This is a genomic window from Pinirhizobacter soli (assembly GCF_015905305.1).
GTDB lineage: Bacteria > Pseudomonadota > Gammaproteobacteria > Xanthomonadales > Rhodanobacteraceae > Pinirhizobacter > Pinirhizobacter soli.
Genome location: NZ_JADZLQ010000001.1, coordinates 1,059,331 through 1,074,019, shown reverse-complemented (window position 1 = coordinate 1,074,019; position 14,689 = coordinate 1,059,331). Strand labels below are relative to the sequence as shown.

The window sequence follows — 14,689 nt, the reverse complement described above, 5'->3', positions numbered from 1 at the left end:
GCGGGTTTAACCCACCAGCATCAGGCCCCATGTAAGCGGTTTCCCCAGCCGCATGGCCCAAGAAGTGACGATGGATTCCACCCTAGCCCTCGCCGAACGCCGCCTGCTCGCCCCGGGTGGCCTTGCCACCGGTGACCTCGACCGTGTGTTCTCCCAGCTGATGGGCCCGTCGATCGATGCCGCCGACCTCTACTTCCAGCACTCGCGTAGCGAGTCCTGGGTGCTTGAGGAAGGCATCGTCAAGGACGGCAACCATTCGATCGAACAAGGCGTGGGCGTGCGCGCCATGTCCGGCGAGAAAACAGGTTTCTCCTACTCCGACGACATCGTGTTGCCGCAGCTGCTCGAGGCCTCACGCGCCGCGCGCGCGATCGCCCAGGGTGGCGCCGGCCAGGGACGCCCGCTGGCACTGGCCACCGGCCGCGCCCTGTATCCGGCGATCGATCCGGTGGAGAGCCTGCCCAACGAAGAAAAGATCGCGGTGCTGCGCGAAGTCGACGCCTATGCCCGCGCGCGCGACCCCCGGGTCAAGCAGGTGGTGGTAAGCATGTCGGCCACGTTGGATACGGTATTGATCGCGGCCTCCGACGGTACGCTCGCCGCCGACGTGCGCCCGCTGGTGCGCCTGAACGTACAGGTGATCGTGGAACAGAACGGCCGCCGCGAGCAGGGCCACAGCGGCGGCGGCGGCCGCTATGGTTATCGCCAGTTGCTCGAGAATGGCCGCGCCCATGCGTTCGCCGCCGAGGCCGTACGCCAGGCGTTGGTGAACCTGGAAGCGGTGGATGCGCCGGCCGGCGGCATGACCGTGGTGCTGGGACCGGGCTGGCCTGGCATCCTGCTGCACGAAGCCATCGGCCACGGCCTGGAGGGTGACTTCAACCGCAAGGGCAGTTCGGCGTTTGCCGGGCGCATCGGTGAGCGCGTGGCGGCGAAGGGTGTGACCGTGGTCGACGACGGCACGCTCGATGGCCGCCGCGGATCGCTGAACATCGACGATGAGGGCACGCCCACCGAATGCACCATGCTGATCGAGGACGGCATCCTGCGTGGCTACATGCAGGACAAGCTCAATGCGCGCCTGATGGGCGTGAAGTCCACCGGCAACGGCCGCCGCGAATCGTTCGCGCAGCTGCCGATGCCGCGCATGACCAACACCTACATGCGTGGTGGCGACCGCGATCCGCAGGAGATCATAGCCTCGGTCAAGCGCGGCCTGTACGCGGTGAATTTCGGTGGCGGCCAGGTGGACATCACCAACGGCAAGTTCACCTTCTCCGCCAGCGAGGCCTACCTGATCGAGGACGGCAAGGTGACGCGGCCGGTGAAGGGCGCCACCTTGATCGGCAACGGTCCTGAGGCACTCACGCGCGTGTCGATGATCGGCAACGACATGAAGCTCGACGAGGGCGTGGGCGTGTGCGGCAAGGATGGCCAGAGCGTGCCGGTGGGCGTCGGCCAGCCCACCTTGCGCATCGACAACATGACGGTGGGCGGCACCGCTACCTGAAAACGGGTCGCGGTTTAGAGTTCGTCGCTGGCTTGTACGCGGCTTTCGGGCGCGTCGTCTTCGGCGTCGGCATCACCGGCGCCTGAAAGATCCTTGAGCATCTGGAAAATTTCCCGGTAGGCGCGCGGGGGCTTGTTGGCCTCGCGTTCGCTGCGCGCCTGGCGGATAAGTGAACGCAGATGCTGGCGGTCGACGCCGGGATGTTCGGCGATGAACGGCGCCAGCGCGTCGTCATCGGCCAGGAGCTTGTCGCGCTGGTTTTCCAGCCGGTGCATCGCGGCGGTTTCCTGCCGCTGGCGCTCGCGGTTCTCGCCCATCGCCGCGCGCGCGTCGTCGAAATCGGCGTCGTCGTGGCGTCGCATGATCTTGGCCAGGTACGCCAGCTGCCGTTTGCGCGCGCCATGGGCGGTGATGCGCCGCACGTGGCCGATTTCAGTCAGGACGTCGTCGGGAAGGTTCATCTTGCCCACGCGCGTGGCCGGCAATTCGCACAGCTGGGTGGCAAAGGCGAGCACGGCCAGGGCATCGCGGCGTTGCTGGGTGCGGGTGGGGCCGAAGTCCTCGCCGGTATCGGTCATGTCGGTGTCGTTGCTCACGAGGCGGATCCTTCGTTCTCTTCGGTGAGGGCAAAGCGCGGCACGCACTCGCCGGCCACCTCCACCGATTCGGCGAACATCGAGGCCGGGCGCACCCACAGGCCGTGGTCGCCATATAGCGCGCGGTAGACCACCAGTTCCTCCATGGTCTCGCTATGCCGGGCGGTACCCAGCACGCTGTAGAGATTTCCCTTGTAGTGGCGGTAGAGGCCGCAGATGACAGTCATGACGGGGGTTCCGAGGCGCTGCTGCGCTTTTGATCGGCTGGGCCGGACCCCATGTCGGGTCGGGCAGGGCACGCCGTGGCCCGTTATTCTACCCCGTCGTCCAAGCAGGAACCTACGTAGTGAACCAAGTCGCCCGTGTCGCCGACACCAGCCTGCAAGATTCCGACCGCCTGGCCAACCTCGCCGAGGACGTCATCAGGCGCGCCCTGGCGGCTGGCGCCAGCCAGGCCGAGGTCTCGGCCAGCATCGACACCGGGCTGAGCGTGAACGTTCGCCTGGGCGAGGTGGAGACCGTCGAGCACACCCGGGACCGCGGTTTCGGCCTCACGGTGTATTTCGGCCAGCGCAAGGGCTCGGCGAGCACGGCGGACCTGCAGCCGGATTCGATCCAGGCCACCATCGAACAGGCCTGCGCCATTGCCCGCTACACCGAAGCCGATGCTTTCTCGGGCCTCGCCGACGCTTCGCGCATGGCCACGCAGTTCCCCGAGCTTGATCTTTATCACCCGTGGGACCTGGATGTGGAAGCGGCGATCGCGCTGGGCATCGAGGTCGAACAGGGCGGCCGCGCCATCGATGGCATCACCAATTCCGACGGCGCCAGTGTCAGCGCCGGCCAGAGCATCTCGGTCTACGCCAATTCCCATGGCTTCGTCGGACGCGAGCGTGGCACCCGGCACGGATTGTCGGTGGCATTGATCGCCGGCGACGACGAAGGCATGCAGCGCGACTACTGGTATGAAAGCGTGCGCGATGCGCGCCGCTTCGGCGATGCGGCGGCGATCGGGCGTAAAGCCGCCGAACGCACGCTGGCCAGGCTTGGCGCACGGCGCCTGTCCACGCGCCAGGCGCCGGTGCTGTTCGCGCCGGAGGTGGCCCGCTCGCTTATCGGCCACCTGATCGGCGCGGTCAGCGGTGGTTCGCTGTACCGCAAGGCCAGTTTCCTGGTCGACCATGCCGGCAAGCAGATCCTTCCCGAATGGTTCGCCATCGACGAACGGCCGCATCTGAAGGGCGGCCTGGCATCGAGCGCATTCGATGCCGAGGGTACCGCCACGGCCGATTCGGCCCTGGTCACCGGCGGCGTGTTGCAGCGGTACATCCTGGGCAGCTATTCGGCCCGGAAGCTGGGGCTTCAATCCACCGGCAATGCCGGTGGCGTGCACAACCTCATCGTGAGCACCGGCGAGGACGACTTCGCCGGCATGCTGCGCCGCCTGGGTACGGGCCTGCTGGTGACCGAGGCCATGGGCCAGGGCGTGTCGATCATCACCGGCGACTACTCCCGTGGCGTGTCCGGGTTCTGGGTGGAAAACGGACAAATCCAGTTCCCGGTCGAGGAAATCACCATCGCGGCGAACCTGCGCGACCTTTACGCGAACATCGTGGCGGTGGGCAACGACGTCGACCACCGCTCGCACGTGCTGACCGGATCGATCCTGGTGGAACGGATGACCATCGCCGGGGAGTGACCCTTGCGCCTTGACAGGGGGCCAGCGGTTGCCGACAGTGGCTGGGCGAATGATCGCGGGGAGGAATAGCCATGAGCATACCGCCGGACCAGGTGCCACCGTCCACGCCGCCACCGTATGAGGCCGCTCCACCATCGGCCGCGGCCGACGACCGCAACCTGGCCATGCTGACGCACCTGTCAGGGTTTCTCTTCAGTTTCATCGTGCCGCTGATCGTGTGGCTGGTCCACAAGGACCGCCCCGAGAAGGCCTACCTGATCACCGAGGCAAAGGAAGCACTCAACTTCCAGATCACCGTGATCATCGGCTACGTGATCTGCTGGATCCTCACCATCATCATCATCGGCGTGTTCCTGACCTGGGTGCTTTGGATCTTCAACCTGGTCATGTGCATCATCGCCGCCACGCGGGTGAGTTCGTCCGGGTCGTACCGCTACCCGTTCGCCCTGCGCCTGGTCAACTGACGCGTTCGACGGCGAACCGGGCGAGCGCGGCAAGGGTATTGCCGCGTTCGCCCAACGGCTCGACCGCGGTTAGCGCTTCGTTGACGAGTTCGTCCAGGCGGTGATGCGAAGCGTCCATGCCGATGATCGAGACGAAGGTAGGTTTGTCGGCCGCGGCATCCTTGCCTTGAGTCTTGCCGATCACGGCGGCGTCGCCTTCGACGTCGAGGATGTCGTCGCGTACCTGGAAGGCCAGGCCCACGGCACGGCCAAACCTGTCCAGTGCATCGAGCGTCGCTGAGTCGCGGCAGCCACTGGCTAGCGCGCCGAGCATCACCGAGGCCCGGATCAGCGCCCCGGTCTTGTAGTCGTGCATGCGCTCGAGTTCGGCAAGATCCAGACGATGCCCTACGGCCGCCAGGTCGAATGCCTGCCCACCCGCCATGCCTTCGGCGCCGCAGGCGCGGCCGAGCACCTGCAGCATGCGCAAGCGCGTTTCCGCATCGTCGATGTCGGCCGCATCGGCCAGGATCTCGAAGGCCAGCGCCTGCAGGGCGTCGCCGGCGAGGATTGCCATGGCTTCGCCGAAGACGATGTGGCAGGTAGGCCTGCCGCGGCGCAGGGCATCGTCGTCCATTGCCGGCAGGTCATCGTGCACCAGCGAATAGGCATGGATGAATTCCACCGCGCAGGCGGCGGCGTCCAGTGCATCCAGGTTAGCGCCCAGCGCGATGCCGGCGGCGTAGACCAGCAACGGGCGTAGCCGCTTGCCGCCACCCAGTACGGCATAGCGCATGGCGCGATGCAGTTCGACGGGTGGCTGGTGTTCGGCGGGAAGGGCTTGGGCGAGGGCTTGGTCGGCGCGTGCGATCAGGGTGTCGATCGACGGCGCGGCCTCATGATTCTGGTTCAAAGGGTTCGGCGGTGTCGGGCGCGTCGGGATCGAGCAGCAGGCGCACCCGCTGTTCGGCCTGTTCCAGCGCGCGCTGGCAGGTGCGATACAGTCCGATGCCGCGCTCGAAGGAGGACAGTGACTCGTCGAGCGAAAGCTCGTTGCCTTCCATGCGCGTGACCAGTTGTTCGAGTTCGTCCAGCGAGTGTTCGAATTCAGCGACGGACGGCGTGGCAGGGGGAGTCGACATGGGCGACAAACTAGCTCAGCAGCGGCTTGGATTCAATCGTTTACGTGCGTAACGTGCACGCTTTGGATCCATGGCAGGGCCTGATCGGACCACCACAGTCCGGGTACCGCCACCAGTTCAGGGCCGACGAAAAGCAGCGGCAGCCGCTGACGCCGCCAGGGCGGCACCGCATCGCGCTGGAAGAGGTCGCGCAGCTCCCGGGTATGGGCCTCGCCGGCCGGCCGGATACGCTCGCCCCCGCGGCGCAGGCGCACGGTGAGTCCGGGGAGGCTCGATCCGGCCTCGGCCTGCAAGGTGGCGCCGCCGGGTACGGAAAGCGCGCCGCCGCTCCAGGGGGCTTCCCAATGAGCCGGCAGTGGCGGATGGCGGCGCACCGCGTGCAGCGCGCCACGCCATACATGTACCTCGGTGTCCCGCCAGCCCACGCAGGGCAGGCGGTCGGCCGCGGCGTGGGCGATCTGTGCCTCGAGCTGCCGGCGCTGGGCGGTGGTGGGTGCGCGCAAGCCTCGCCCGTGCAGCCACGCTTCGAGCAGCGGCACGCGCAAGGCTTCATGCAGGGCCAGCCAGCCGGTGGCATCCAGCGCGCCGCCGCGGTCCAGGGCCTGCCAGGCCTGCCGCCAGTTCCCTTCGATGAAATTCGCGGCAGCCAGGCTCGCGTTCGCCGCATGCACGATGCTCTCGGCGGCCTGGGGCCAGTGCCGCGCCAGGCGCGGCACGATTTCGGCGCGGAGGTATGAGCGGGCCATCGCATGGTCGGTGTTGGAGGGATCCTCCAAGGGCGTGAGCCCATGGCGATCGAGGTACTGGCGAAGCTCGGCCTGCGGCACGTTGAGCAAGGGTCGCAGCAGCCGACCCGGCCCGAGCGGACGGGAGGAAGGCATCCCGCCGAGCCCCGCCGGACCCGCCCCGCGCAGCAGCTTCAGCAGTACCGTTTCCACCTGGTCGCCGCGGTGATGGGCCAGCAGGAGCACTTCGTCTTCGCCAAGCTGCGCGGCGAAGGCCGCATATCGTGCGTCACGGGCTGCGGCCTCCGGGCCCTGGCCACCGGCCACATCCACCTCGACCCTGGCGACGGTGAGGTGCACACCCAGGCCATCGCAGAACGATGCACAGCGCCGCGCCCAGTCGTCGCTTGGCTGCTGCAATCCATGGTTCACATGCAAGGCGCGCAGCTTCGCCGGCCGCAAGGCTGCGACCGCGTGCAGCAAGGCCATCGAATCGCCACCGCCGCTGAAGGCGATGCAGAGCGGGGCATCGGCGGGCAGCGCCGCCAGGGCCGTCGCCAGGTTCACGGCTTTGGCTTCGCCCGTACGAAGATGGCCTTGCCGTTGCCCACCTGCTGCTCCTCGATCTCGAACAGGCCAATGCCGTTCAGGAGTCCGGAGAGCTTGCTATAGCCGTAGTTGCGCGAATCGAAGTCGGTGGACTGTTTGCTAAGGATGCTGCCCACCGCGCCGAGGGAGGCCCAGCCGTCGTCGTTGGAGGCGCCGTCGATGGCGTTGCGCAGCATGTTCATAAGCTTCGTATCCGATCGCAGTTCCTTCGCCGTGCGCTGTACGGGGGCCTGGTTGGGCTCTTCCTTGGCCACAGTGCGCATGAAGACGTCGGTGTAGATGAACTTGTCGCAGGCCATGCGGAAGGCCTCGGGTGTCTTGCGCTCGCCGAAGCCGAACACGGTGAGGCCCGATTCACGGATACGCGATGCCAGGCGGGTGAAGTCGCTGTCGCTGGAGACCAGGCAGAAGCCGTCAAGCCGGCCGGTGTAGAGCAGGTCCATCGCGTCGATGATCATCGCCGAGTCGGTAGCGTTCTTGCCCTTGGTGTAGGCGAACTGCTGGATGGGCTGCACGGCGTGCGCCGGGAGCGCATCCTTCCAACCGGAGAGATTGGTGCGCGTCCAGTCGCCGTAGATGCGCTTGACGTGCGCCGCGCCGTAGATGGCGACCTCGGCCATCAGGCCTTCGATGATGGCCGGCGATGCGTTATCCGCATCGATCAGGACGGCTAGCTTGGTGGTGGCCATGGGGGCTCAGCGCGTAGCGGAACGAGCCTAGGATGATGCCACTTACTCGGCGTAGGCGCCGTAACCGCGCAGCCGCGCATAACGCTTTTTCAGCAGATCATCGATCGGCATGGCTTCCAGTTCGTCGAGCTGGTTCATCAGCACGGCCTTCAGGCGCGTGGCCATCGATGACGGGTTGCGGTGGGCGCCGCCCAGTGGCTCGCGGACGATCTTGTCGATCAGACCGTTTTCCATCAGGCGGGGGGCGGTGAGGCCCATGAATTCGGCCGCGTCCTTGGCCTTGTCGGCGCTTTTGAACAGGATCGAGGCGCAGCCTTCCGGGGTGATCACCGAGTAGGTGGAATATTGCAGCATGATGGTGCGGTCGCCCACGCCGATGGCCAGCGCACCGCCGGAGCCACCCTCGCCGGTGACGGTGCAGATGATCGGCACGCGGAGCTCGGACATTTCCATCAGGTTGCGGGCGATGGCCTCGGACTGGCCGCGTTCCTCGGCATTGATGCCCGGCCATGCACCGGCGGTGTCGATGAAGGTGAAGAGCGGCAGGCTGAACTGCTCGGCCATCTTCATCAGGCGCAGCGCCTTGCGGTAACCCTCAGGGCGCGGCATGCCGAAGTTGCGCTTGACCTTGCTCTTGGTGTCGCGGCCCTTCTGGTGGCCGATGATCATCACCGAGCGGCCATTGATCCGGCCCAGGCCACCGACGATGGCGGCGTCGTCGGCGAACATGCGGTCGCCCGCCAGCTCGTGGAATTCCTCGCACATGCCGTTGATGTAGTCCAGCGTGTACGGCCGCGCCGGGTGGCGCGAGAGCTGGCTGATCTGCCAGGGGGTGAGGTTGCGGAAGATTTCCGCCGTCTTGACCTTGAGCTTCTCGCGGAGCTTGCCCACTTCCTCGTCGATGTTGAACGCCTGGCCATGGCTGGCATGGCGAAGCTCTTCGATCTTCGCGTCCAGTTCGGCGATGGGTTGTTCGAAATCGAGGAAGTTGGGATTCATGGTTTACGCGCAAAGGGCTAAACGAGAATTATACCGGGGCGGCAAGCCTGCGGGTGTGCGCTGCCGTATGGTCTTGCGGTGGCGGCTTTTTCCATCCGTCCGGGCCGCCGTGGGCTATTCCTGCGGCCTGGCAAGGCGAAGCTCGGCGGCCAGCACCCCGGGGATCACCCTCAGCGCCCGGAGGAGGTCGGGCAGGGCCTTCACCTTCCACTCCTCACCGAACTCCATGTCGGCCTGGGCGACCGTGTTCCGGTAGCCCTGCAGCATCAGCGGGGTGCGGCCGCCCTTGTAGCCGGCCAGGGCGTGGCGCAGGTGGGTGTTGAAGTCGGGGCCGATGCCGTTGACCTTCACACGTAGCAGGCGAGCGTAGTGCTCGCAGGCATCGGAGAGCGAATAGGCCCGGCGCGCCCGCAGCTGGTAGCCGCCGGCGAAATCGTCAAAGCGCAGGCCGCCCTCGACGATGATCATCTGGTCGCGCGTAAGCAGGGGCGAGGCCTCGGTAAATACCTCGCGGAAGAAGCTGCATTCGATCTGCCCGGTGCCATCCTCGATCCGCACGAAGGCATCGCTGTCGCCGCGCTTGCGCATGCCGGTCACCATGCCGGCCACGGTCCAGGGCGTTTCCGGCGTACGGCGGAAGCGGTTGGCGTTCTCGTCGTCATCCTGGCGCCGCGGGCGCGGCGGCTGGTAACGCTGGGCGATCTCGCCGATCGGGCAGCTGGCGAGCTGGGCCAGGGTGTCGGCCCAGGGATCGGTGGGATGCCCGGAGAGGTAATGGCCCAGCGTCTCGCGCTCGCCGTGCAGCAGTTGTTCGAGCGGCCATTCGGGCACGGATCCGGACAGCTGGATCACCACCGGTTGGCCTGCCGCCTGGCCGAAGATGTCCACCTGGCCGGCGGCGCGGTTCTTCGCATCCTGGTCGGCGGCCTTCATCGCCTCGGGGATGTGCATCATCATGGTGGCGCGGTTGATGCCAAGGCCGGTGAGCGCACCGGCCTGCACCAGGGCTTCCATGGTGCGCTTGTTGAGCTTGGAGCTACCCACGCGCTGGCAGAAGTCGACAAGCGAAGTAAACGGCCCACCGGCGGCCCGCTCGGCGACGATGGCCTCGCACACGCCCTGGCCCACACCCTTGATCGCTCCCAGGCCGTAGCGCACGACCTTCGGCTCCGTGGCGTGGAACATCCAGCCGGAACTGTTGACGTCCGGTGGCAGCACGTTGATGCCGATCGCGCGCGTCTCGTCCAGGAAGGTCACCACCTTGTCGGTGTTGTCCATGTCCGAGGAGATCGTCGCCGCCATGAACTCGGCGGGGTAGTGCGCCTTCAGCCACGCCGTCTGGTACGACACCAGCGCATAGGCGGCGGCATGCGACTTGTTGAAGCCGTAGCCTGCGAATTTTTCCATCAGGTCGAAGATGGCATCGGCCTTGTCGCCGTTCAGGCCGTCCTTCGCTGCGCCTTCGCGGAATTTGGCCCGCTCCTTGGCCATTTCCTCGAGTTTCTTCTTGCCCATGGCGCGGCGAAGCAGGTCCGCGCCGCCGAGCGAGTATCCGCCTACGATCTGCGCCATCTGCATCACCTGCTCCTGGTAGACCATGATGCCGTAGGTCTCTTTCAGGATCGGCTCGACGCGCGGATCGGGGTATTCCACGACCTCCTTGCCGTGCTTTCGCGCGCAAAAGCTGGGAATGAGGTCCATGGGGCCCGGGCGGTACAGCGCGCCCAGCGCGATGATGTCTTCGAAGCGGTCGGCCTTGGCGTCTTTGAGCAGGCGCTGCATGCCCGCCGATTCGAACTGGAAGATCGCAACCGTCTGCGCTTTCTTGAAAACTTCGTCGTAGGTGAAGGCGTCGTCCAGCGGGAGCGCTGCGATGTTCAGCGCTTCTTCGCCCGTCTCGGCGCGGCGCACGTTGATCGCCTTCACCGCCCAGTCGATGATGGTCAGCGTGCGCAGGCCAAGGAAGTCGAACTTCACCAGGCCCACGGCTTCCACGTCATCCTTGTCGAACTGCGTGACCACGCCTGCGCCACCCGGCTCGCAATAAAGCGGGGCGAAGTCGGTCAGTGCGGTGGGTGCGATGACCACGCCGCCGGCGTGCTTGCCGGCATTGCGCGTAAGGCTTTCCAGCTTCAGGGCCAGGTCGATCAGCGAGCGCGATTCGTCGTCCTGGTCGTAGAGGTCGCAGAAATCCTTGACGACTCTTTCGGTTTCCTTCTTCGACTTTTCAGATATGCCCAGTGCGTCGCTCAAGGTGAGGTCGAGCGGGCGGTTGGGAATCAGCTTGGCAAGTTTGTCGACCTGGCCGTAGCCCATGCCCAGCACGCGGCCGGAGTCGCGAAGCACGGCCTTGGCGGCCATGGAGCCGTAGGTGATGATCTGGCTGACATGGTCACGGCCATACTTGCGCGCAACGTAGTCGATCACTTCGTCGCGGCGGTCCATGCAGAAGTCGATGTCGAAGTCGGGCATCGATACGCGTTCGGGATTGAGGAAGCGCTCGAACAGCAAGGCGAACTGCAGGGGGTCCAGGTCGGTGATGTTCAGCGCCCAGGCCACCAGCGAGCCCGCACCCGAACCGCGGCCCGGCCCCACGGGAATGCCGTTTTCCTTTGCCCAGCCGATGAAGTCGGACACGATCAGGAAGTAGCCGGGAAAGCCCATGTTGACGATGACGTCGACTTCGCGCTCAAGGCGGCTTTGGTAGTCCTCCAGCGCGCGACCTGGGGCCATCGGGTGCGCGGCCAGGCGATCGGCCAGGCCCTCGCGGGCGCGGACGCGGATGTAGCTGGCCAGGTCGTGTCCTGCGGGGACGGGAAAATCCGGCAGGTAGTACGTGCCGAATTTCAGTTCCAGGTTGCAGCGGCGGGAGAGCTCGACGGTGTTTTCCAGCGCCTCGGGGACGTCGGCGAACAGCTCGGCCATTTCCGCCGGTGTTTTCAGGTACTGCTCGGAGGAATAATCGCGCGGGCGCTTCGGATCGGCCAGCACGCGGCCCTGGTTGATGCACACGCGCGCTTCGTGCGATTCGAAATCGTCCTGGTCGATGAAGCGCACGTCGTTGCTGGCGATGACGGGCAGGTCCATCGCGCCGGCCACGGCAAGGGCTGCGTTGTTCCACAGTTCCTCGCCCTCCCGGCCGGTGCGCGTGAGCTCCAGGTACAGGCGGTCGGGGAAGATGCGTGCGAGCGGCGTTAGCTTCAGCACCGCGGCCTCGACGCCACCGGAAGGCGCCACCCGCGCTGCCTCGCTTTCGCGGCCGCAGATGGCGATCAGGCCTGCCATGGACGGTGATGTCATCCAGCCGGCCTCGACGAAGGCCTTGCCGCCGTGCTGCCCGTCACGCCAGGCCTTCGACACGAGCCGGGACAGATTCAGATACCCGGCGTGGTCCTGGCAAAGCAGGGTGAGTCGCCAGGGGCGGGGATCGTCATGGCCCACCACCCAGACATCGGCGCCCGCGATCGGCTTGATACCGGCGGCCTGGGCGGCCTTGTAGAACTTCACCAGGGCGAACAGGTTGCTTTCGTCCGTCAGCGCGACAGCCGGCATGCCGGCCCGTACGCAGGCGGCGATCAATGCCTTGATGCGGATGGTCGAATCGACCAGCGAATATTCGCTGTGCAGATGCAGGTGTGCGAAGGGCGTGGACATGGCGGTGATCAGACTTCCATCGCCAGTTGCATGGCTTCGAGTGCAAGCAGGCTACGCACTGGCGCGAAACTGCGGCGGTGTTCGTGGCAGGGGCCAAGCCGTCCCAGCGCTTCGACGTGTTCGGGCACGGCGTAGCCCTTGTGCCGGGCGAAGCCGTAGCCGGGATATACCAGTTCCAGCGCGTGCATGTGGCGGTCGCGGCTGACCTTGGCCAGGATCGAGGCCGCACTGATGGCCGGCTCCAGGGCATCGCCGCCAACCACCGCGCGTGCCGGGCACGGCAGCGTGCGCGGCAGGCGATTGCCGTCGACCAGGGCGAACTGGGGGGGCACGGCCAGCTGCATCAGCGCACGGGTCATGCCGAGCATGGTGGCCTGGAAGATGTTCACCCGGTCGATTTCCTCGCGCTCGACGAACACCACCGACCATGCCACCGCGCGTTCGATGATGCGCGCGTAGAGCACTTCGCGGCGTTCCTCGGTGAGCTGCTTGGAATCATCCAGGCCGCGAATCGCATGCGTGGCATCCAGGATTACGGCGGCCACCACCACGGGGCCCGCCAGCGGACCGCGGCCAGCCTCGTCGACACCGGCGAAGATCGTCCCCGGGTCGAGTTCGCGGCTGGCAATCCTACGGCGTGGCATGGGGTGTGATGATCTCGGCGATGGCTTCGGCGGCATGGTCGGCGGCATCGCCTTCCAGGCTGCCGCGCAGTGCATTGTGCAGGTATTCGAAGGCGGCCACGATATTGCCGCGGCGCTCGGGATCGCGCAGCAGTTCGAGCGTCGCGGCGGTGAGTTTTTCCGTGGTGAAATCGTCCTGCATCAATTCGGGCACCAGGCGTTCGCGGCCCAGGCCGCAGGCGCGCGCCAGGATGTTCGGCAGGGCGTAGACGTCGGTCTTCAACATGTTCATCAAACGCGCGATGCGGTAGCTGACCGGCGACACCTTGTAGCCCACCACCATCGGTCGCTTGGCCAGCATGGCTTCGAGCGTGGCGGTCCCTGAGGCCAGCAGTACGACGTCCGCGGCCAGCATGCTGTCGTGGGCATGGTTCTGAAGGACCAGCGGCGGCACGCCTGGAAACGGTGCGCGGGCGATCATCTGCTCAATGGTGGTCATGGCAGTGGCGTTGGCCGCGGGAACCACCGCGCGCAAGGCGGGAATGGCCTCGGCGACCTTGCGCGCGGCTTCAAGGAAACCTGGGCCCAGGCGCTCCAGTTCACTGCGGCGGCTGCCCGGCAGCACGGCGAGCACGGGGGCATCCTGGGGCAGGCCCAGGCGCACGCGGGCGGCAATGCGGTCGGCCACCAGGGGGAAACGGTCGGCCAGGGGGTGGCCTACGAAGCGGGCATCCACCTTGTGCCGGGCGTAGATCGGCGGCTCCATGGGAAACAGGCACAGCACGCGGTCGGCAGCGCGGCCGATCTTCTCGGCGCGTTTCTCACGCCACGCCCACACCGACGGACTGACATAGTGCACGGTGCGCAGCCCGGCGCGGCGGACGCGCTCTTCCACCCCGAGGTTGAAATCCGGTGCATCGATGCCGACCACCACGTCGGGCCGGAGCGCGATCAGCCGCCTTACCAGCGCGCGGCGCAGCTTTAAGAGGCGCGGCAGGTGTTTGATCACTTCGGCAAAGCCGAACAGGGAGAGTTCGCGCATGTCGAACCAGGAATCGAGCCCCTGGGCCTGCATGCGCGAACCGCCGATGCCGACGAAGCGGGCGTCGGGGAAGCGGCGGCGCAATGCTGCGATCAGGTCGCCACCGAGTTGGTCGCCGGATTCCTCTCCCGCCAGGATGGCGATGACGGGCGAGCCCGTTGTGCGGGTGGTCGCCATGTCCTTACCGCGCGAGCGAACGCTCGCTACGGTCGAGGAAGGCAAGCATTTCGCGCACGTCCTCGCTGTCCTGTGCCTGGACTTCCAGTTGCTCGCGGGCTTCGGCCAGCGGCAATCCGGCCATGAACAGGGTGCGATAGGCGCGCTTGATGGCCCCGATGCGGGCGGCGTCGAAGCCGCGGCGCTTCAGGCCCTCGCTGTTGATGCCGCGGGGGCGGCCGCGGGCTTCGTTGGCCATCATCACGAAGGGTGGGACATCCGAGCCCACCAGGCAGCCCATGCCGATGAAAGCATGCACGCCCACCTTGCAGAACTGGTGCACGCCTGAATATCCGGAGAGGATCGTCCAGTCGCCGATCTCCGCATGCCCGGCCAGCGCCGAGTAGTTGGAGAACACCACGTGGTCGCCCACGATGCAGTCGTGGGCGATGTGGACATAGGCCAGCAGCCAGTTGTCGTTGCCTATGCGGGTGAGGCTGCCGCCCTCACCGGTACCGCGGTTGATGGTGACGAATTCGCGGATGAGGTTGCGATCGCCGATCTCAAGCTCGGTACGCTCGCCGGAGAATTTCTTGTCCTGCGGCGGCCCGCCAATGGAGGCGAACTGCGAGATGCGGTTGTCCTGGCCGATGCGGGTGGGGCCTTCGATCACCACGTGCGGGCCGACGACGGTGCCGTCACCGATGGACACGTCGGCGCCGACGATGGTGTAGGCACCGATGGTGACGTTCGCACCGATGCGGGCGGAGGGGTCGATTTGCGCGGTCGGATGGATCATGGC

General features: G+C 66.5%; 14 protein-coding genes. 3 read left to right on the top strand and 11 right to left on the bottom strand.

The features are described from left to right. The first annotated feature begins 70 nt into the window (after nucleotides 1–70). Complete coding sequence (gene tldD, locus NDK18_RS04435) at nucleotides 71–1,510, top strand: metalloprotease TldD (RefSeq protein WP_250625521.1); 1,440 nt, start codon at nucleotides 71–73, stop codon at nucleotides 1,508–1,510. Between the two features lie 14 nt (nucleotides 1,511–1,524). Here the strand turns inward: tldD and yjgA are convergent, their stop codons facing one another. After that, nucleotides 1,525–2,088 (bottom strand): ribosome biogenesis factor YjgA, encoded by a 564-nt coding sequence (gene yjgA / locus NDK18_RS04430; protein WP_250625907.1) that lies wholly within the window; start codon nucleotides 2,086–2,088, stop codon nucleotides 1,525–1,527. 14 nt (nucleotides 2,089–2,102) lie between these two features. Further along, nucleotides 2,103–2,333: a DUF1653 domain-containing protein gene (locus tag NDK18_RS04425; RefSeq protein WP_250625522.1), complete on the bottom strand. Its 231-nt coding sequence runs from the start codon at nucleotides 2,331–2,333 to the stop codon at nucleotides 2,103–2,105. Between the two features lie 119 nt (nucleotides 2,334–2,452). On the opposite strand from NDK18_RS04425, the gene pmbA reads away from it, so the two are divergent. Together pmbA and NDK18_RS04415 are read left to right on the top strand one after the other, a co-directional pair. Beyond that, nucleotides 2,453–3,805, top strand: a complete 1,353-nt coding sequence (pmbA, locus tag NDK18_RS04420; RefSeq protein WP_250627181.1) for a metalloprotease PmbA — start codon at nucleotides 2,453–2,455, stop codon at nucleotides 3,803–3,805. A gap of 71 nt (nucleotides 3,806–3,876) precedes the next feature. Further along, nucleotides 3,877–4,269, top strand: a complete 393-nt coding sequence (locus NDK18_RS04415; protein ID WP_250627180.1) for a DUF4870 domain-containing protein — start codon at nucleotides 3,877–3,879, stop codon at nucleotides 4,267–4,269. Here NDK18_RS04415 and NDK18_RS04410 read toward each other — a convergent pair. From NDK18_RS04410 to lpxA, 9 genes are all read right to left on the bottom strand, one after another. After that, nucleotides 4,262–5,161 (bottom strand): polyprenyl synthetase family protein, encoded by a 900-nt coding sequence (locus NDK18_RS04410; protein WP_250625525.1) that lies wholly within the window; start codon nucleotides 5,159–5,161, stop codon nucleotides 4,262–4,264. The genes NDK18_RS04415 and NDK18_RS04410 overlap by 8 nt on opposite strands. Next, nucleotides 5,145–5,390, bottom strand: coding sequence for an exodeoxyribonuclease VII small subunit (locus tag NDK18_RS04405; protein WP_250625526.1), 246 nt, complete (start codon nucleotides 5,388–5,390; stop codon nucleotides 5,145–5,147). The genes NDK18_RS04410 and NDK18_RS04405 overlap by 17 nt, the downstream gene beginning before the upstream one ends. Nucleotides 5,391–5,422: 32 nt before the next feature. Next, a complete protein-coding gene (tilS, locus tag NDK18_RS04400) occupies nucleotides 5,423–6,682 on the bottom strand; it encodes a tRNA lysidine(34) synthetase TilS (RefSeq protein ID WP_250627179.1) in 1,260 nt (419 codons plus the stop codon). Further along, nucleotides 6,679–7,413, bottom strand: a complete 735-nt coding sequence (locus tag NDK18_RS04395) for an NYN domain-containing protein (protein ID WP_250627178.1) — start codon at nucleotides 7,411–7,413, stop codon at nucleotides 6,679–6,681. The genes tilS and NDK18_RS04395 overlap by 4 nt, the downstream gene beginning before the upstream one ends. 42 nt (nucleotides 7,414–7,455) lie before the next feature. Continuing rightward, nucleotides 7,456–8,412: an acetyl-CoA carboxylase carboxyltransferase subunit alpha gene (locus NDK18_RS04390; RefSeq protein WP_250625529.1), complete on the bottom strand. Its 957-nt coding sequence runs from the start codon at nucleotides 8,410–8,412 to the stop codon at nucleotides 7,456–7,458. Nucleotides 8,413–8,526: 114 nt separating this feature from the next. Beyond that, nucleotides 8,527–12,066 (bottom strand): DNA polymerase III subunit alpha, encoded by a 3,540-nt coding sequence (gene dnaE / locus NDK18_RS04385; protein ID WP_250625530.1) that lies wholly within the window; start codon nucleotides 12,064–12,066, stop codon nucleotides 8,527–8,529. 8 nt (nucleotides 12,067–12,074) lie between these two features. Next, complete coding sequence (gene rnhB, locus NDK18_RS04380; RefSeq protein ID WP_250627177.1) at nucleotides 12,075–12,710, bottom strand: ribonuclease HII; 636 nt, start codon at nucleotides 12,708–12,710, stop codon at nucleotides 12,075–12,077. Beyond that, nucleotides 12,697–13,908: a lipid-A-disaccharide synthase gene (gene lpxB / locus NDK18_RS04375; protein WP_250627176.1), complete on the bottom strand. Its 1,212-nt coding sequence runs from the start codon at nucleotides 13,906–13,908 to the stop codon at nucleotides 12,697–12,699. Before lpxB ends, rnhB begins: the two co-directional genes overlap by 14 nt. 4 nt (nucleotides 13,909–13,912) lie before the next feature. Further along, nucleotides 13,913–14,686: an acyl-ACP--UDP-N-acetylglucosamine O-acyltransferase gene (lpxA, locus tag NDK18_RS04370; RefSeq protein ID WP_250625533.1), complete on the bottom strand. Its 774-nt coding sequence runs from the start codon at nucleotides 14,684–14,686 to the stop codon at nucleotides 13,913–13,915. Between the last annotated feature and the right edge of the window lie 3 nt (nucleotides 14,687–14,689).